Raw genomic sequence first — 17656 nt, 5'->3', positions numbered from 1 at the left:
TGAGCCCCCATGACCCAGACAGCAGCGAACTCGCACGGGCCGGCGCAGGCCTTCACCGGCCTTCCCGTCGGCGAAGCGGGCCTGGCCGAGGCACACGCGCTCTACCGAGGCATGACGGTCGTGCGCGCCGTCGAGTTGGAGATCGAGAAGATGCACCGGCTCGGGCGCATGTCCGGGTCGTTCCATTCGTCACTCGGCCAGGAGGCCGCGGCGGTCGGTGTCTGCGCGGCGCTGCGCGACGGCGACATGGTCACCAGCACCCACCGGGGGCATGGGCACGCGCTCGCCAAGGGCGTGCCCATGGAGGGCGTGTTCGCCGAACTCTTCGGCCGGACGTCCGGTGTCAGCGGCGGGCGCGGCGGCTCGATGCACCTGCACGACCGGCGGAGCGGATTCCTCGGCGAGAACGCCATCGTCGCGGGCGGCCTGCCCTGGGCGGCCGGAGCGGCGTGGGCTCGCCGGCGCCGAGGCGGCGACGACATCGCGGTGGCCTTCATCGGCGACGGCGGGTTCGCCCAGGGCGTCACCCACGAGACCCTGCTGCTCGCGCGGTTCTGGGCGAGCCCGTGCCTGATCGTCTGCGAGAACAACGGCCTCGCGCACTCGATGCCTTCCGACCGTCTCTTCGGGGCGTCGGGAAGCATCGCGCGCATCGTCGAGGGGACGGGGATGCACGCGCGCTACGTGGACGGCCGGGACGTGATCGCCGTCGCGGAGACCGCCAGGGAGATGGTCGCGCAGGTGCGGGCGGGGTCTCCGGCCTTCCTCGAATGCGGCGTGTACCGCGTCCGGCCGCACAGCCTCTCCGACCCCGACTACCGGTACCGGCCCAAGTCGGCCGGCCGCGACTGGCTGGCGCTCAACGATCCGATAGCCAACCTCCGCGCGCGGCTGGATGCGTACACCGCCAACCGGGTCGCCCAGATCGACGCCGAGGTGGCCGCGGAGGTCGAGGCCGCGCGGACCCGGGCCGAGGCGGCGGAGCGCCCGCCCGCCACCGCGGCGAAATCATTCGTCTACACCTCCCCGGAGCTGCAGAACCATGCGTGAGGTCAAGTACGCCGAAGCGGTGCGCGCCGCTCTGGAGGCCGAGATGGCGGCCGACGAATGCGTCGTCGTCATGGGCGAGGAGGTCGCGGCGCTCGGCGGGGTCTTCACGGTCACGCAGGGGCTGGCCGAGAAGTTCGGGGACGACCGGGTCCTGGACTCGCCGATCTCCGAGGCCGGCGTGGTGGGATTCGCGATCGGCGCCGCCGCGGAGGGCATGCGCCCGGTCGTCGAGATCATGTTCTCGGACTTCGTCCTGCTGGCCCTCGACCAGATCGTCAACCTGGGGGCGAAGATCCGCTATATGAGCAACGGCCAGTTCAGCGTGCCGTTGACCATCCGGATGCCGGGGGGCGGGGGCACCAACCACGGCCCCCAGCACTCGCAGAGCCTGGAGAGCCTCTTCGCGCACGTACCGGGGCTGGTCGTGGCGATGCCCGGCAACGTCTCGGACGCCTACTGGATGCTCCGGCACGCTATACGTTCCGACGATCCCGTGATTTTCTTGGAAAGCAAAAACCTGTATTTCCGCACTTCAGGGGATATCGATGAGCGCTCCGGACCGGACGGCTTCGGCGCGAGCGTCGTGCGCCCCGGGGGCGACATCACCGTCGTGTCGGCCGGCCGGATGGTCGAGCGCTGCGTGCTGGCGGCCGAGGAGCTCGCCGCCGAGGGCGTCGCATGCGAGGTTATCGACCTCCGCTACCTGTGGCCCCTGGACACCGCCTCGATCGAGGCGTCGCTGAGGCGGACGGGCAAGCTCGCCGTGGTGTACGAGGCCGTCGAGTTCTGCGGTTGGGGCGGCGAGGTCGCCGCGTGGGCCGGCGAGCACTGCTTCGAGAGCCTCGACGGACCGGTCGTGCGCGTCGGCGCCGAGCGCGTCCCCATCCCCTATGGGCACGCGCTGGAGGACGAGATCGTGCCCACCACCGAACGCATCGCCGGCGAACTGCGCAGGCTCGCGATCTACTGACCGTCGCCGCGGCGACCTGAGAGCAGGAACGTCTCCATGAGGTTTGCAGTCGACACCGGTGGCACTTTCACCGACCTCGTCATCGAGGACGAGGGCCACCTGAGCGTCCACAAGAGCTCCACCGTGCCCGCGGACCCGGTACAGGGCATTCTCGACGCCTTCGAGGTCGCCGCCGCCGAACGCGGTTGCTCACGGCGCGAGCTGCTGGAGCGGGGGACCATGCTCGTCCACGGCACCACGCGCGGGCTGAACGCCGTCCTGACGAAGAAGGTGGCCCGGACGGCGTTCCTCACCACCGAGGGCCACCCGGACATCCTGCTGCTCCGCGAGGGCGGCAGGCGCGACATCTTCAACCAGCGCCAGCCGTACCCCGAGCCCTACGTCCCGCGCTCGCTGACCTTCGAGGTCCCCGAACGCATCGGCGCCCAGGGGGAGGTGGTCCGGGAGCTCGACGAGGAGGCCGTGGCCGGCCTGGCCGCCGCGCTGCGCCGGGAGCGGGTCGAGGCCGTCGCCGTCTGCCTGCTGTGGTCCATCGCCAACCCCGCCCACGAACTGCGGGTGGGCGAACTGCTGCGGGAACTGCTGCCGGACGTCCCGGTGACCCTCTCGCACCAGCTCAACCCCTGCGTCCGGGAGTACCGCCGAGGCTCGGCGACCGCGATCGACGCGTCGCTCAAGCCGCTGATGACCGCGTACATCAGCGGGCTCCAGGGACGCCTGCGCGAGGCGGGCTTCGCCGGCCGGGTGCTCATGGTCACCTCCGCCGGCGGCGCGCTGGACGCCGAGGACGTGGCGGCGTCCCCGATCCACTCGCTGAACTCCGGCCCCGCGATGGCCCCGGTCGCCGGGCGGTACTTCGCCGACCTGGACACCACCGCGTCCATGGCGATCGTCGCCGACACGGGCGGGACCAGCTACGACGTCAGCGTCGTCAGGAACGGCCGGATCCCGTGGACGCGCGAGTCCTGGATCGGCGAGCCGTTCCGCGGCCACATGACGGGCTTCCCGTCCGTCGACGTGCGCAGCGTCGGCGCCGGCGGCGGCAGCATCGCCTGGGTGGACGAGGGCGGGCTCCTGCACGTCGGGCCGCAGAGCGCCGGCGCCGACCCCGGTCCGGTCTGCTACGGGCGGGGCGGCACCAGCCCGACGATGACCGACGCGTGCCTCGTTCTGGGCTACCTGGATCCCGGCTACTTCCTCGGCGGGCGTTCGGCGCTGGACCTGGAGGCGGCCCGCGAGGCGATCAGGACCCGGGTCGGCGAGCCGCTCGGGCTGGACGTGCTGGAGGCCGCGGGCGCCGTGTACCGGCTCGCGACCGAGCGAATGGTCGGCGCCATCGAGGAGATCAGCGGGCAGAAGGGCATCGACGTGGCGCAGGCCGTTCTGGTGGGAGGCGGCGGCGCCGCCGGGTTCAACACCGTGGCCATCGCGCGGCGGCTCGGCTGCCGGGAGGTCATCGTCCCGGTCATGGGGCCGGCCCTGAGCGCGGCGGGTGCGCTGATCTCCGACCTGTCGCGCGGCTTCGAGACGACGTTCCGGACCACCACCGAGGCGTTCGACTTCGAGGGCGTCAACGCGGTGCTCGCGGACCTGGCGGTCCGGGCCCGCGACTTCATCGCCGGGCCGGGCGCCGGCGCCGTCGAGACGTCCGTCGAGTTCTCCGTCGAGGCGCGCTATCCGAGCCAGGTCTGGGAGCTGGAAGTGCCGATGGGTGCGGAGGGGTCGCTGGACGGCGAAGGGCTCGAACGGTTGGAGAAGGCGTTCCACGAGGTGCACAGGGACGCCTTCGCCGTTGACGATCCCGGCTCGCCGATCGAGTTCGAGAGCTGGCATGTCAGGGCGCGCTGCCGCATCACCGACCCGGTCCTGCCCGAGGCGGGGACCGGCGACGGCGTGCGCCGGGAGCGGGAGATCTATCTGCCGGGCGTCGGGCTGACAGGCGCGGAGGTCTGGCGGCTGGAATCGGTGCCGGTCGGCGCGGAGCTGCGGGGACCGGCGATCGTGGAGTCGGCGACCACGACGGTCGTCATCGATGACGGCGCCGTGTTCACCCGGCGCCCGAGCGGCACCATCCATGTCGTCCCAGGGAGCGGGGCGGCGACCGCCCCGGCCGCGGACGCCGGAACCGGACGAGGGAGGAACTGACGATGGACGGCGTGCGCATGGCGGTGATCAGCAACCGCCTGAACGTGGTGGTGGAGGCCATGATGAACACGGTCTTCCGCTCCAGCCGGTCGGGGGTGCTCAACAGCGCCCACGACTTCTCCTGCTGCATCGTCAGCGCCGGCCACGAGCTGGTGATGGGGGCGGAGAGCCTGCCCATCCACATGATGAGCGGGCCCGACCTGATCTCGAAGGCGGTGCTGCGGTTCCATCCCGAGATGCGGCGCGGTGACGCGTACCTGCACAACTCGCCGTACAACGGCAACTCGCACGCCGCCGACCACGCGATGCTGGTGCCGGTCGTCGACGACGAGGGCGTCCACCGCTTCTCGGTCCTCGCGAAGGCCCATCAGGCAGACTGCGGCAACTCCAAGCCGACGACCTACATGACGGACGCCCGCGACGTCTACGAGGAGGGCACCCTCCTGTTCGACGCCTGCCGCGTCCAGACCGGCTACCAGGACAACGACGACATCCTCCGCATGCTGCGGCTCCGCGTCCGCGTGCCCGAGCAGTGGTGGGGCGACTACCTCGCGCTGATCGGCGCGGTGCGCCTCGGGGAGCGCCGCATCCTCGAACTGGGCAACGAGCTCGGCTGGGACCTGCTGCAGGAGTTCGTCGACGAGTGGCTCGCCTACAGTGAGGGCCGGATGCGCGCCGCCATCGCGGACCTCCCCGCCGGACGGCTGAGCCTGACCACCAGGCACGACCCGTTCCCCGGGATCCCCGAAGGGCTGGACATCAAGATAGGCATCGACGTCCGGCCGGAGGACCAGGAGATCCATGTCGATCTCACCGACAACGTCGACTGCCTGCCGAACGGCCTGAACCTCACCGAGTCGACGGCCGCCACGGCCGCCCTGATCGGGGTCTTCAACTCCATCGGCGAGGGCGTGCCGCCGAACGCCGGAAGCCTGCGCCGCGTGAAGGTCCGGCTGAGGGACGGCTGCGCCGTGGGCGTCCCGACGCATCCGCACAGTTGCTCGGCCGCGACCACCAACCTGGCCGACCGGGTGACCAACGCCGTGCAGCGGGGCATGGCGGAACTGGCCGAGGGCGTCGGGCTGGCCGAGTGCGGCGCCGTCATTCCCGCCGCGGCGGCGGTGGTGTCGGGCGTCGACCCGAGGTCGGGCGGGCGGCCGTTCGTCAACCAGATCTTCCTCGCGGTGACCGGCGGGGCCGCCACCCCGTGGTCCGACGCCTGGCTGACGATCTTCCATGTGGGCTGCGCGGGCATGCTGCGCCGGGACAGCGTGGAGATCGCGGAGATGACGCACCCCATCCGGGTGAGCCGCCAGCGGCTCCTCCAGGACACCGAGGGCGCGGGCCGGTTCCGTGGCGCACCCTCGGCGGAGGTGGAGTACGGGCCGGTGGGCACGTCCATGACGGTGGCCTACGGATCCGACGGCGCGGTCTACCCGGCGCTCGGCGTGCGCGGCGGGGGCGAGGGCGGCCTCACCCGGCACCTGCGCCGTGACCGCGCGGGCGACCTCACCGAACTGCCCTCGCAGGGCTTGGTCGAGCTCGATGACGGCGAGCGCATCGTGTCGATCACCGCCGGAGGAGGCGGGTACGGGCCGGCGGCCGACCGGGACCCCGTACACGTGCGGGAGGACGTGCGGGAGGGCTGGATCAGCCCAGAGCGCGCGCGGGACGTCTACGGCGTCGCCCTGCACGCGGACCTGTCGATCGATGAGGCTGCCACGGCGCGGTTGCGCGCGGAGCCGGCGTCCAGTTGACCGCCTTCCAAGGCTTCTTGAGAGAGGGCTCCGCGCATGGCAGTCCCCGTCACCATGCCGCAACTCGGTGAGAGCGTCACCGAGGGCACCGTCACCCGCTGGCTGAAGCGCGTGGGCGAGCACGTCGAGGCCGACGAACCCCTGCTGGAGGTGTCGACCGACAAGGTGGACACGGAGATTCCCTCGCCTGCCGCGGGAATCCTCCAGTCGATCCTGGTCCAGGAGGACGAGACGGTCGACACCGGCACCCACCTCGCGACGATCGCCCAGGCCGACCCGGCGACCACACCGCCCGCCGGCCCCCCGGATGGACCGGCCGCCGTACCGCAGCCGGTGCTGCCTGCTCGGAGCCATGGCGGCGTCCCCCAACGGGAAAGGGCGGATTCGAGGGCGTACGTGACACCTTTCGTCCGCACGCTTGCGCGTGAGCACGGGGTGGACCTGGCATCGCTGCGGCCGGCCAGAAGCGGGGACCGGATCCGGAGGGACGACGTCCTGAGAGCCGCGCGTTCACCGCGCGCCCCGCAGGCGGCGCTCACTCCGCCCGCCCCCCGAGCGACGCCCGCTCCCCCGGTGGCGACGCCCGCTCCCCCGGTCCCCGTCGCCGAACGGGCACCTGTCGAGGACGAGCGGGGAGGGACGGTCGCGGAGATCGGCCCGGCGCGACGGGCCTTCGCCGCGAGCGTGCTGGAGTCGCTGCGCACCAGCGCGCACCTGACCACCGTCGTGGAGGCCGACGTCACCGAGACCGTCCGGTCGTGCGAGGCGGCCGCGGCGTCCTTCGGGGCGCGCGAGGGCGTCGAGCTGACCCTGCGGCCGTTCCTCGCATCCGCCGTACTGAAGGCGCTCAAGGCGCACCCGGTCCTCGGAGCGCGCGCGGACCTGGAGCGGAAGGTGATCGTCCACCCGGACGGGACGCACCTCGCGTTCACGGTCGCCACCCCGCAGGGCCCGGTGTCGCCGGTCATCCGGAACGCCGGGGACCTCAATCTCGCCGGGCTGGCCCGCTCGATGGACGATCTCCAAGAACGGGCGCGGACCGGCAGCCTCGTCCCCGAGGACCTGAGCGGAGCCACGTTCACGCTGGACGACCGGAGCGCGGAAGGGGCGCTGTTCTCCACCGCGGTCATCGCGCAGCCCCAGGTCGCGGTCCTCGGAACGGGCGCGGTCACCCGGAGGCCCGTGGCCGTGGCGCATCCGCTGCTGGGCGAGGTCGTCGCGGTGCGGTCGATCCTCTGTCTCGCGCTCACCTACGACCACCGGTTGATCGACGGCGCCGACGCCGCGCGCTTCCTGGCGGCGGTGACGGAGCGCCTGGAGGGCGGCGGCCTCACCGCCGGCCTCGACATCTGAACAACGGCCTCCCGGACCGTCCGGGAGGCACCCCAAGGGACGCACCGGGCTCGGCCGCCGAGCCCGGTGCGCCACCCCTTCACATCACCCATCCGTGGCTCGCGTGGCGCACCAGGTGCGCCACGCGAGCGCCGGCCCCTTCCACCAGGAGTTCTCGATGAAGTTCGGTCTCGCCGTTTTCGCGACGGATCAGGGCCTGACGCCGGCGGATCTCGCCCGGCTCGCCGAGGACGGCGGGTTCGAGTCGCTGTTCCTCCCGGAGCACACGCACATGCCCGTCGAACGCACGGCGCATTTCAAGGCGGAGGGCGGTGAGGTGCCTCCCGAGTACGCGAGGACCCTCGACCCGTTCGTCGCGCTCGCGGCCGCGGCGTGCGCGACCCGCACGCTGAAGGTCGGCACCGGCATCTGCCTGGTGTCCCAGCGAGATCCGATCACCACGGCGAAGGAGGTCGCGACGCTGGACCATCTGTCCGGCGGGCGGTTCCTGTTCGGCGTGGCGGCGGGGTGGAACCGCGAGGAGCTGCAGAACCACGGCACCGACCCCAGGCGGCGCCTGTCGGTGATGGCGGACCGGATCAAGGCGATGCAAGCGATCTGGGCCCAGGACGTGGCCACCTATGCGGGACCGCATGTGACCTTCGACCGGATCCAGTCGTGGCCCAAGCCCGTCCAGGCCCCGGTCCCGGTTCTCATCGGCGGCAACGGCCCCACCGTGCTGGACCGCGTCCTGGCCTACGGGACCGAGTGGCTGCCCGAGCCGGCCCCCGACCTGACCGATCGCATCGCGGAGTTCCGCGAACGGGCGCACGCCGCAGGCTGGGTCGATGCGCCGGTGACCGTCTACGGCTGCGACCCCGCCGACGTCGCCCGCTACGCGGAGGCAGGGGTGCACCGGTGCGTCTTTTGGCTGCCTCCCGGGGACGCCGCCGGAGCCCGACGACGGGTGTCCGAGCTCCGCGCCTCCCTGGGCCTGGACGGGCAGGGCCGGAGATGACGCGGGCACCCGGCCTCCGACGGGGAGCAAGCCGTGCCGGGCGAGGCGGATCACTCCCCGTCTCCAGCGTGACCGCTAGCGCATTCAGAATGAATGGATGGTCGCATGGTGAATCCTCTGGCGTCGCAAGAAGTTCGCCGATCACCCAAATTGATCGTGCTTCCTGCACTGATATCGGGAAGCCGACAGTCTTGACCGAGAAAAACCCGCACGTTAGCGTGAGTTCACTTCGCGAACATGCGCACGCATGTCGATCGCAACTGGAGGAGCCATGTCGCATCCACACCTCATGAGGCGCCGGTGGCCGGCACTGGTGGCCGCCGGAGCGACGCTGGCCGGGGCGGTCGCGTGCTCGACCGCCTCGGAGGCCAAGGGAGGCGGCGCGGGCTCCCTCGCCTGCCGGGACGGGAAGATCCTGGTCGGCATCGCCAAGGCCGACAGCGGGTTCGCCTCGTTCTTCGACGTCGCCGGCAAGCGCGGCCTCCAGGTCGCCATCCAGGAGATCAACGCCAGGGGCGGCATCAAGGGCTGCCCGATCCAGACCGTCACCGGCGACACCAAGTCCGACCCCGCGATCGCCGCACAGGTCGCGCGATCGCTCATCGCCAAGGGCGCCCAGATCCTGGTCGTCGCCGACGACTTCGACACGGGGGTCGCCGCCGCCCGCATCGGCCAGCGGGAGGGACTTCTGACCCTGTCGCTCGCGGCCTCCTCGACCGTCTTCGGCAAGGCCGTCGGCGACCGGTTCTTCAGCGGTGGGATCACCACCACCGAGCTCGGGCTGGCGCAGGCCAGGTTCTCCCTTGACCGCAAGTGGCGGACCACCTTCCAGGTGCTCGACCCCGGCCTGGCCTACTTCACCGAGCAGGACACCGCCTACCGGAAGCTGTACGAGGCCGGCGGCGGCAAGGTGAGCGGGGTCGACCGGGTCGACTCGCTCGGCGGGCAGTCCGACTTCAGCTCCACCATCTCCAAGATCAAGGCCGCCGACCCCGACGTCGTCCAGGCCCTGGCGGTCTTCCCCGCGGTCGGCACCTTCGTCAAGCAGCTGCGCGCCGCCGGCGTGGACACGCCGGTGCTCGGCAACATCACCCTGCAGACCCGGGAACTGCCCAAGCTCGTCGGAGCCGACCGGGCCGACGCGATCTACTACGCCGCCCAGGTCTACTTCGACGGGGCGGGCACCGACCCGAAGACCGATCCGGCCGTCGCCAGGTTCGCCGAGGCCTACCAGAAGATGTTCGGGCACTTCCCCGAGCAGGCCAACGCCCCCGGCGCCTACCAGACCTTCCTGGTGATCGACACCGCCCTCCAGCGCAAGGACGTCACCGACGCCGCGTCGGCCGCCAAGGCGATCCGCGAGCAGCGCGGCCTCAAGGTCCCTGGCGGCACCCTCGACCAGTGGAAGGACGGCTACGCCGTCTGGAATCCGACGATCGTCGGGCTCGAGGGCGGCAAGCTCAAGTCCTTCACCGCCTACAACGCGACCGCGATGAGGAACGAGGCGTCGTGAGCACCGCACCCGTGCCCGCCTCGCGGCACCCGAGCACCGGCCCCCGCGCGGAACCACCGCTCCTGCAGGTGACCGGCGCGGTCAAGCGGTTCTCCGGGCTCACCGCGCTGGACGGCGCCGACCTGTCCCTGGCGGCCGGCGAGGTCCTGGGCCTGATAGGCCCGAACGGCTCGGGCAAGACCACACTCGTCAACTGCGTCTCGGGAGCGCTCCGGATCGACCAGGGCGCGATCCGGTTGCGCGGCCGCGACATCACTCGCGCGTCCCGTGCCCGCCGCGCCAAGAGCGGGATCGCCAGGACGTTCCAGAACCTCAAGCTGTTCGGCGAGCTGACGGTGCGGGAGAACGTGCTCGTGGGCCGCAACGCCTCCCCGGGCGCCTCGTCCCCGAAAGACGTCGAGGGCCTGCTGCGGAGCCTGCGCCTGGACGGGGTCGCTCGCGAGACCGTCTCCACCCTGTCGTACGGCACGCAGCGCCGCGTGGAGATCGCGCGAGCGCTCGCCGGCGATCCGCGGGTGCTGCTGCTCGACGAGCCCGCCGCGGGCCTGAACGACGGGGAGACCGCCGAGCTGAGGGAACTGATCCACCGGATCCGGAGCGAGCGGGGATGCGGTGTCCTCGTCATCGACCACGACATGAACCTCGTCCTCGGCATCAGCGACCGGGTCCAGGTCCTCGACGAGGGCGCCGTCATCTACGAGGGCGCGCCCCAGGAGGCGTTCAAGCAGCCCCGCGTCGTCGCGGCGTACCTGGGGGCCGAGTGAGCATGGATCCGCTGCTCCAGGTCTCGCACCTCGTGGTCGGCTACGGCGCCACCAAGGTGCTCAAGGACGTCTCCCTCACCGTCGCTCCGGGCGAGGCCGTGGCCGTGCTCGGCGCGAACGGGGCGGGCAAGTCGACGCTGATGAAGGTGATCTCCGGCCTGCTCGCCCCCTGGGAGGGCACCGTCCGGTTCGGCGGCGAGGACGTCACGGGCATGCCCGCCGAGGAGCGCGCCGCCCTCGGGATCGCGCTCGCGCCCGAGGGCCGCGGCGTCTTCGCCTCCCTGTCGATCGAGGAGAACCTGCTGATCGGCGCCACCTGCCTCCGGCGGCGGATGTCGCCCGCCGAGCGGCGCCGGCACGAGCGGGACGTGCTCGACAGGGTGTACGCGACGTTCCCGGTCCTGGCCAAGCGGCGCACGGCCAAGGGGAGCGACCTCTCCGGCGGCCAGCAGCAGATGCTGGCGATCGGAAGGGCGCTGATGGCCGCCCCGAAGCTGCTCGTCCTGGACGAGCCCTGCCTGGGCCTCGCGCCGAAGATGGGAAACGAGGTGTACACCGTGCTCCGAAGTCTCCGCGAGGCAGGGCAGAGCCTGATCGTGGTGGAGGAGTCGTCCCGGCGGGCCCTCGACTTCGCCGACCGCGCCTGCTGCCTGAAACTCGGCGAGAAGGTCCTGGACGGCGACGCCGGGCAGATGAAGGCCGATGAGCTGCTCATCGAGGCGTACTTCGGGCTCAAGGGGGCTGGGCAGCGATGACCGCCCTCGTCCAGCACGTGCTCGACGCTCTGAGCGTCGGCTCCACCTATGCCCTGCTCGCCCTCGGCCTGACGCTGGTGTTCAGCGTCATGAACCTGATCAACTTCGCCTACGGGCTGCTGCTGGTGTGGGGCGGCTACGCGGCCTGCGTCCTGGTCGACGCCGGCCTGCCGTTCGCCGTGGTGGTCCCGCTGTGCGTCCTGTTCGTCACGCTGCTGTCGATGGCGATGGGGCGGGTCGCGTTCCGGCCCTTCATCGGCGCACCGCCGATCACCCTGCTCATCACCTCGTTCGGCGTCCTCCTGATCATCCAGTACGTCGCGATCCTGGTCTTCGGTGAGAAGCCGCGAGTGCTGAACGCCCCGGACTTCCTGACCGGCGTCATCGCCGCCGGCGGGCTGCGCGTCCCCGTCCTCCAGGTCGTCACCATCGCAAGCGGCGCCATCGTCGTCGCCGCGTTCTACGGGCTGCTCCACCGCACCCCGTTCGGCGCCCAGCTGCGCGCCGCCGCCGAGTCGCCCGAGACCGCCCGCCTGATGGGCATCCGCCCCGACCGCGTGCTGATGATCGCTTTCGCGATCAGCGGCGCGATCGCCGGGGTGGTCGGACTGCTCTGGTTCGCCAAGGTCGGCGCGGTGACCCCCCGGTCCGACCTGGAGCCCACCCTGAAGGCGTTCATCGCGATCGTCCTCGGCGGCCTCGGACGCACCTCGGGCGCCATGCTCGGCGGACTCGCCCTCGGCGGGATCGAGGTCACCATGAACGTCGTGCTCCCGTCGGGGGCGATCACCTACGCGCAGGCGATCGTCTTCGCGGTCGTCATCGCACTGCTCGTGCTGCGGCCCGGCGGGCTCAGCGGGGCCAGAACGGAGGCCGCATGATGGTCAGGCTCGCATTGCGGAACGACAGTCCGCCCGGCCTGCGCGGACGCCTCGGCGCGACGGCCGGGGCACTGCTGGCGGCGGGCGTGGTGACGCTGCTCGGAGGCCTGCTGTTCCTGGCTCCGACGATGGCGGAGATCGTCCTGCTCTTCGGCATCAACGCCATCCTGGTGATCGGCTTCCAGGTGTTCGTCGGCAACACCGGCATCGTCTCGTTCGGCCATGTCGCGTTCATGGCCGTCGGCGCCTACGCGGGCGGGATCGCGGCGATGCCGGTGATCGACAAGGAGGTCGTCCTGCCGGACCTGCCGGGGGCGCTCGCGGGCTTCGAGGTCGGGTTCCTCCCCGCGCTGCTGGTCGGCGGCGCCGCCGCCGCGCTCCTCGCACTGCTCACCGGGCCGGCGCTCATGCGCCTGTCGGGGGCGGCGGCGTCCATCGCGACCCTGGGGCTGCTGATCATCGTCAGCAACGTGCTCGCCCAGGCGACCCCGCTGACCCGCGGCCCGCAGTCGCTGTTCGGTGTTCCGGAGAACACCACGTTCCTCGGGGTCTACGCGAGCCTCGCCGTGATGGTGGTGTTGAGCGCGTGGTTCAAGTGGTCGGGGGCGGGACTGCGGGCCCGCGCCGTCCGGGACCAGCCCGCCGCGGCGGAGGCGGCCGGGGTGTCGGTCCTGCGCTCCCGCCTCTGGGCGTTCGTCCTGTCGGCGTTCATCACCGGTGTCGCCGGCGCCCTGTACGCCCAGCTGCTCACCGCCTTCTCCCCCGGGTCGTTCTACATACCGCAGCTCGTCCTGGTGATCGCCATGGCGATCGTGGGAGGCGCCGGCGGCATCAGCGGGGCGCTGCTCGGAACGGCCGTGATCACCGTCATCAACGAGGTGCTGCGCAAGGTCGAGAGCGGTGTGTCGGTCGCCGGCGTCGAGATCCACGCGCCGAGCGGAATCTCCTTCGCCGCCCTGGGCGTCGCCCTGATCCTGATGCTCCGGTGGCGTCCCAGCGGCCTGCTCGGGGCCTCGGAGGTGCAGTTCGAGACCCGGGCGCCTGCGACCGAGCCAGACGCGGCGCGTGCCGCCGGTGAGGAAGCACCGGCTGTCACCACCGATCGGCCGGCCGCCGAGGCCGCCGCGGAGGAGTGAGGCGGGAGAAAGCCGGAGGGGGAGGCGTGTGGACGCCTCCCCCTCCTTCGTTTCGGGCTCTAGACGTCCAGGACGATCTCCGGGGTGGCGGCGCGGGAGACGCAGGCGTGCATGCGGTCCACCGTGTCGGCGGTCAGGAGGGAGTCCCGGTGCTGGGGGATGCCGTCCAGCACTGTGACGGCGCACGAGCCGCACACCCCCTTCAGGCAGCCCCCGGCCATACGCACACCCTCGCGGCGAAGCGCGGTGAGAAGGCCGGTCCCGGCGTCCACCCGCACCCGCACGTTCGAGCGCGCGCACACGGCCTCGAACGGTTCGCCGGGGCCGAAGTCCCTCGGAGCCGGGACGAAGCGTTCGACATGGAAGGCCCCTGCCGGCCATCCGGCGACGGCCTCCTCCGCGGCCTCGACGAAGCCGGGGGAACCGCAGCAGTAGACGGCGGTCCCCTCCTCGAACGTCCCCGCGTACTCGCGGAGATCCAGTCGGTCCTCGGTGCTCGTGGCCCGCAGCGTCACCGCTCCGCCCAGCTCGGCCAGCTCGTCGCGGAACGCGGCCTCCTCCAGGGTCCGGACGCTGTAGGCCAGCTTCCAGGGGATGCCGGCGTCCCGGGCCCGCATGACCATCGGCAGGATCGGCGTGATCCCGACGCCGGCGGCCAGGAAGACGTAGCGCTCCGCGGGCCGCAGAGCGAAATGGTTGCGCGGCTCCCACACGCGCACCTGCTTGCCGACGCGCAGGTACGAGTGCACATAGGCGGACGCGCCGCGGGACAGGCGCTCCTTGAGCACCGCGATGCGGTAGCGGAACCTGTCGGCGGGGCTCCCGCACAAGGAGTACTGGCGGAGATGGCGTGTGACCAGTTGGACGTCGATGTGGGCGCCCGGCTCCCACTCCGGAAGCGGGTCTCCCGTCGGGTCCGCGAGGTGGAGGGCCACGACGTCGCGGGCCGGGTGGTCCATCTCCGTAACGGTCAGGAGGCGGCCGCCCTCTCGGGTCATCATCTCAGTAGAGCTCCTGGTAGCCGTTGTCGAAGACGCGGTCCAGCCGTTCGGCGTCCAGCCCCTCCGTGGCCGCCGCGTCCGCCCAGAAGGTTCCGGGAGAGGGGACCTCCCGCGCCAGGTCGCGCATGTCCTCCTCCCAGAGCCGCGACCTCAGCAGTGCCCGGCCGCAGTGCAGGTAGGCTTCGTCGACCTCGACGACGGTGGCCATGTCAGGACGCACGTCGTCCTGCTCCAGCATCGTCCGCAGGTCCTCGTCGTCGGTGATGTACGCGCGTCCGTTCACCCGGAGGGTCTCCACCACCCCGGGAACGAAGAACAGGAGCCCGACATACGGGTTCTCGGCGATGTTGGAGAAGGAGTCGCCCAGCTTGTTGCCGAGCCGGTCGGGGATGACGAGCGTCCGCTCGTCGAGGGCGCGGACGAATCCGGGATAGTCGCCGCGGGGACTGCAATCGGTCGCGCCGGAGGCGTCCGCGGTGGCCAGGCAGCAGAACGGTGAGTGAGCGATGAAGGTCAGGCAGTTCCGATCGAGGTGATCAAGGATTTTCAGCCGGGTCTCCGGATCGGGGTCGCCCAGCAGGCCGCGCATCTCCGCCGCTCCCAGCCGCCGGTGATCCGTCCTCCACGGCCCCGCGACCGCGCCGCCGGCCCCGATCCCCCGCCGCCGCTCGGATGCGAGTCGGAGGTGTTCACGATTCGACTGCACGTTCATATGGCGAGCATACTCCGGCTGATCTGGCGAGAGAAGGTTCCAACACGGTCCGGATCGATCGATCGGGACCGCCGCCGCAGAGCTCGCGGAGCGCCTCCTGGCTAGGGCCATAGCCCTCCTCAATCCGAGGATCGAGGAGGGCTGCGGCACGGGAGTGAACCATGTGCCGCAGTGGGCTAACATCTTGCCTGTGGCTCGTACAACGAACAGTCCTTCGCCTGGTGATGTCGAGGGCGGCAAGAAGGACGGCATCCAGTCCGTCTCGCGTGCTCTCGCGATCCTGGAGCTGTTCAACGAGAGGCGCCCCGAGCTCACCACGAGCGAGATCGCCTCGTTGACCGGACTCAACCGCGCGACCGCGTACCGCTTCTGCCAGACGCTGCTGAGTCTCGGTTACCTGGAGGAGATTCAGTCCAGGACGTTTCGTCCCGGTCTCAAGGCGATCTCGCTGGCGCGTGCGGCGCTGAGCAGCCGGGAACTGCCGGAGATGGCGCGCCCTCATCTCCAGCGGCTGCGCGAGAGCACCGGCGAGACGGTCAACATGGCTCTTCTGAGCGGCGCGGAAGTGGTCTACGTCGCGCGCCTGCTCAACGACGACCTCCTCGCGCTGCGGCTGTTCGTCGGAAGCCGTCTGCCCGTCCACGCCACCTCACTGGGGCGCGCGATCCTCGCGTTCCTGCCCGGCGAGGAGGTCGAGCGGATCCTCGGCGACCGCGCGCTGGAGGCCGTGACCCAGTACACGATCACCGACCGCGACAAGCTCACCCAGGAGCTCGACCGCATCCGCAGCCGCGGATACTCCCTGAACGACGAGGAGATGGTCCTGGGCATCCGCGGAGTCGGCGCCCCCGTGTTCAACGCGTCCGGGCGCCCCATCGCCGCGATCAACGTCTCGATCGCCCGCCCGCTGGACAAGGCGGAGCTGAGGGACGTGATCGCCCCCCAGGTCGTCGAGACCGCCCGCGCCATCAGCACCCTGGTGACCGAGCTGGCGATCGACTCCGACCACCGCTGACCGGGCCCCCTCCCCCACCCGCCCGTGCCCCGGGCACGGGCATGTCCGCCGGCGGTCAGAGGTGTTCGGCGAACCAGTCGCGGCACACGTGCGCGGCGAGGGCCGTGCGCTGGGGCTCCTGGTAGAGCTGGTGGTGGTCGTTTCCGGTCATCACGTGCAGCTTCTTCACCGGGGTGGGGACCCGGTTGAACGCCTCCACCTCGAGGTCCGACCAGGTGAAGTCGTCGCTGTCGGCCAGCACCATGAGAACCGGCGTGTCCACCAGCTGCCGCAGATGCGGCTCGACGAAGTACTCCATGAGCATCTCCGTCGACGCCACGGTGTTGCGGTTCTCGTAGAACGGGGCCTCGGTCTCCTTCAGCATCTGGAAGAGCGGCGCGCTGCCGGGGAACGGCCATGTGCACAGCTCCTCAGACGGTGTGGTCGAGGAGTGCTTCATGTAGTCGTACTCGCCGGTCGCCCAGAGTTCGCGCCCGCTGTCGAGCACGGCCTTGGTGAGCCGGCGGAACCCCATGGTGCCGTGGGCGCGGCGCATGGTCTCCAGGCCGTCCACGACGGGGACCACCGAGACGACGACCTTCACGCGCGGGTCGAGGGCGCCGACGATCAGCGAGTGGCCGCCGCTGTAGGAGATCCCCCAGACACCGATCCGGTCGGCGTCCACGACGTCGAGCGACTCGGCGTAGCTGATCGCGTCGCGGTAGTCGGCAATCTGCCGGTGGGGTTCGAGGTGCTGGCGCGGTTCGCCGCCGCTGCCGCCGAAGCACGACTTATGCCGTGCTGCCATCGGCAGCTTGTGACCCACCGTAGCCAGAGGAGGCCCGATCCGTAGTACTGCGCGGCGAGCGCACGCCTCCAACCCGGACCCGAACATTGCGATGCGCCATGATTTGAGCTGGGCGTTCGCGCGTTCGCCGGGTCCGCCGAGCTTGGCGTGTGCGCGGTTGGTGTCCTTTTAAGGTTCGGGCTTGTCGCGTCCCTTGTAGGGCGTGAGGATGTGCGCGCCGGCACCCTGGTAGGCCTTATCGGCCAGCACCAGCAGGCCGGTGGTGGCCAGTGCCCGGACGACGCCCCAGATCCTGGCCGCGGCCAGGTCGTGAACTGGGCCGCGCAGCGGTCCCGACACCCACAGCAGGGTTCAGTTCGGTGCGGCGATGACCTGGAGGTTCATGCCGTGGCGGCAATGTTTCCCCGGGTAGAAGGGCCGGTCGGCCTTCACGCGCCCGATCGGGATGAGCAGGCCGTCCAGAACCAGGTAGAGCAGGCCGTCATTCTTGGCCTTGGCCAGCGCCCGGGTGAGTTTGGGTGATCGGGCCGACAGCAGCGTTACCGTCTCGTCGACGTAGCGCCAGGCGGTGGTGGTTCCGCCCCCGAAACCCGGCGCCGAGCTGCGCGAACCTCTCGCCGTTCTTCAGGTAAGCCAGCGTCATCAGCGCCTGCATCCCCGCTGGTAGAGCCCAGCCCTTGCTGCCGACCTGCCTGCGGTGCCGGCCGACGAACCCGGTCACGTACTGCAGCGTCTGACGCGACAACCGCAGCGAAGAACGATAGAAAAGCATGTGAAATCCCTGGTGGGGGCGGAGGGTTGTGAGAGATCACCCTTCCTA

General features: G+C 71.0%; 15 protein-coding genes and 1 pseudogene. 12 read left to right on the top strand and 4 right to left on the bottom strand.

The window, feature by feature from the left end:
- Window positions 1-9: 9 nt before the first annotated feature.
- The 11 genes from FKD65_RS40675 (at window position 10) to FKD65_RS40625 (ending at window position 13321) form a co-directional block, all read left to right on the top strand.
- Window positions 10-1050 (top strand): thiamine pyrophosphate-dependent dehydrogenase E1 component subunit alpha, encoded by a 1041-nt coding sequence (locus FKD65_RS40675; protein ID WP_141584995.1) that lies wholly within the window; start codon window positions 10-12, stop codon window positions 1048-1050.
- The gene (locus tag FKD65_RS40670; protein ID WP_141584993.1) at window positions 1043-2020 is read left to right on the top strand and encodes an alpha-ketoacid dehydrogenase subunit beta; all 978 of its coding nucleotides are present in this window, start codon (window positions 1043-1045) and stop codon (window positions 2018-2020) included. Before FKD65_RS40675 ends, FKD65_RS40670 begins: the two co-directional genes overlap by 8 nt.
- A 36-nt stretch (window positions 2021-2056) precedes the next feature.
- Complete coding sequence (locus FKD65_RS40665; RefSeq protein ID WP_141584991.1) at window positions 2057-4165, top strand: hydantoinase/oxoprolinase family protein; 2109 nt, start codon at window positions 2057-2059, stop codon at window positions 4163-4165.
- A 2-nt stretch (window positions 4166-4167) separates the two neighbouring features.
- Window positions 4168-5922 (top strand): hydantoinase B/oxoprolinase family protein, encoded by a 1755-nt coding sequence (locus FKD65_RS40660; RefSeq protein WP_141584988.1) that lies wholly within the window; start codon window positions 4168-4170, stop codon window positions 5920-5922.
- Window positions 5923-5958: 36 nt separating this feature from the next.
- Window positions 5959-7275, top strand: a complete 1317-nt coding sequence (locus tag FKD65_RS40655) for a 2-oxo acid dehydrogenase subunit E2 (RefSeq protein ID WP_141584985.1) — start codon at window positions 5959-5961, stop codon at window positions 7273-7275.
- A 94-nt stretch (window positions 7276-7369) separates the two neighbouring features.
- Window positions 7370-8272 carry an LLM class F420-dependent oxidoreductase gene (locus FKD65_RS40650; RefSeq protein ID WP_240809847.1) on the top strand — a complete coding sequence of 301 codons (903 nt, stop codon included), beginning with the start codon at window positions 7370-7372 and terminating at the stop codon, window positions 8270-8272.
- Window positions 8273-8543: 271 nt separating this feature from the next.
- Window positions 8544-9785, top strand: a complete 1242-nt coding sequence (locus tag FKD65_RS40645) for an ABC transporter substrate-binding protein (RefSeq protein WP_168221345.1) — start codon at window positions 8544-8546, stop codon at window positions 9783-9785.
- Window positions 9782-10549 carry an ABC transporter ATP-binding protein gene (locus tag FKD65_RS40640; protein ID WP_205718444.1) on the top strand — a complete coding sequence of 256 codons (768 nt, stop codon included), beginning with the start codon at window positions 9782-9784 and terminating at the stop codon, window positions 10547-10549. Before FKD65_RS40645 ends, FKD65_RS40640 begins: the two co-directional genes overlap by 4 nt.
- A gap of 2 nt (window positions 10550-10551) precedes the next feature.
- Complete coding sequence (locus tag FKD65_RS40635) at window positions 10552-11304, top strand: ABC transporter ATP-binding protein (RefSeq protein WP_240810411.1); 753 nt, start codon at window positions 10552-10554, stop codon at window positions 11302-11304.
- The gene (locus tag FKD65_RS40630; RefSeq protein WP_141584979.1) at window positions 11301-12185 is read left to right on the top strand and encodes a branched-chain amino acid ABC transporter permease; all 885 of its coding nucleotides are present in this window, start codon (window positions 11301-11303) and stop codon (window positions 12183-12185) included. The genes FKD65_RS40635 and FKD65_RS40630 overlap by 4 nt, the downstream gene beginning before the upstream one ends.
- Window positions 12182-13321, top strand: a complete 1140-nt coding sequence (locus tag FKD65_RS40625; protein WP_141584977.1) for a branched-chain amino acid ABC transporter permease — start codon at window positions 12182-12184, stop codon at window positions 13319-13321. The genes FKD65_RS40630 and FKD65_RS40625 overlap by 4 nt, the downstream gene beginning before the upstream one ends.
- Window positions 13322-13380: 59 nt before the next feature.
- Here the strand turns inward: FKD65_RS40625 and FKD65_RS40620 are convergent, their stop codons facing one another.
- Together FKD65_RS40620 and FKD65_RS40615 are read right to left on the bottom strand one after the other, a co-directional pair.
- Window positions 13381-14322, bottom strand: coding sequence for a PDR/VanB family oxidoreductase (locus FKD65_RS40620; RefSeq protein ID WP_205718443.1), 942 nt, complete (start codon window positions 14320-14322; stop codon window positions 13381-13383).
- A gap of 1 nt (window position 14323) precedes the next feature.
- Window positions 14324-15034 (bottom strand): MSMEG_1061 family FMN-dependent PPOX-type flavoprotein, encoded by a 711-nt coding sequence (locus FKD65_RS40615; protein WP_205718442.1) that lies wholly within the window; start codon window positions 15032-15034, stop codon window positions 14324-14326.
- Between the two features lie 190 nt (window positions 15035-15224).
- Here FKD65_RS40615 and FKD65_RS40610 point away from each other — a divergent pair, with 190 nt between their 5' ends.
- Window positions 15225-16049, top strand: a complete 825-nt coding sequence (locus FKD65_RS40610) for an IclR family transcriptional regulator (protein WP_141584975.1) — start codon at window positions 15225-15227, stop codon at window positions 16047-16049.
- Between the two features lie 55 nt (window positions 16050-16104).
- Here FKD65_RS40610 and FKD65_RS40605 read toward each other — a convergent pair whose 3' ends face one another.
- Window positions 16105-16836, bottom strand: a complete 732-nt coding sequence (locus FKD65_RS40605) for an alpha/beta hydrolase (protein WP_168221344.1) — start codon at window positions 16834-16836, stop codon at window positions 16105-16107.
- A gap of 90 nt (window positions 16837-16926) precedes the next feature.
- A pseudogene (locus FKD65_RS45995) lies at window positions 16927-17608 on the bottom strand (transposase family protein); the annotation flags it as partial.
- Window positions 17609-17656: the final 48 nt, after the last annotated feature.

This window comes from Actinomadura sp. WMMA1423 (genome assembly GCF_006547145.1).
GTDB lineage: Bacteria > Actinomycetota > Actinomycetes > Streptosporangiales > Streptosporangiaceae > Spirillospora.
This window is presented reverse-complemented; position numbering and strand designations above follow the sequence as displayed.

What these genes read in the sequence shown, in the direction of transcription:
- FKD65_RS40615 (WP_205718442.1), bottom strand. Translation starts at nt 15,034, where the DNA reads ATGAACGTGCAGTCGAATCGTGAACACCTCCGACTCGCATCCGAGCGG.
- FKD65_RS40655 (WP_141584985.1), top strand. Translation starts at nt 5,959, where the DNA reads ATGGCAGTCCCCGTCACCATGCCGCAACTCGGTGAGAGCGTCACCGAG.
- FKD65_RS40635 (WP_240810411.1), top strand. Translation starts at nt 10,552, where the DNA reads ATGGATCCGCTGCTCCAGGTCTCGCACCTCGTGGTCGGCTACGGCGCC.
- FKD65_RS40625 (WP_141584977.1), top strand. Translation starts at nt 12,182, where the DNA reads ATGATGGTCAGGCTCGCATTGCGGAACGACAGTCCGCCCGGCCTGCGC.
- FKD65_RS40660 (WP_141584988.1), top strand. Translation starts at nt 4,168, where the DNA reads ATGGACGGCGTGCGCATGGCGGTGATCAGCAACCGCCTGAACGTGGTG.
- FKD65_RS40675 (WP_141584995.1), top strand. Translation starts at nt 10, where the DNA reads ATGACCCAGACAGCAGCGAACTCGCACGGGCCGGCGCAGGCCTTCACC.
- FKD65_RS40620 (WP_205718443.1), bottom strand. Translation starts at nt 14,322, where the DNA reads ATGATGACCCGAGAGGGCGGCCGCCTCCTGACCGTTACGGAGATGGAC.
- FKD65_RS40670 (WP_141584993.1), top strand. Translation starts at nt 1,043, where the DNA reads ATGCGTGAGGTCAAGTACGCCGAAGCGGTGCGCGCCGCTCTGGAGGCC.
- FKD65_RS40630 (WP_141584979.1), top strand. Translation starts at nt 11,301, where the DNA reads ATGACCGCCCTCGTCCAGCACGTGCTCGACGCTCTGAGCGTCGGCTCC.
- FKD65_RS40665 (WP_141584991.1), top strand. Translation starts at nt 2,057, where the DNA reads ATGAGGTTTGCAGTCGACACCGGTGGCACTTTCACCGACCTCGTCATC.
- FKD65_RS40605 (WP_168221344.1), bottom strand. Translation starts at nt 16,836, where the DNA reads ATGGCAGCACGGCATAAGTCGTGCTTCGGCGGCAGCGGCGGCGAACCG.
- FKD65_RS40645 (WP_168221345.1), top strand. Translation starts at nt 8,544, where the DNA reads ATGTCGCATCCACACCTCATGAGGCGCCGGTGGCCGGCACTGGTGGCC.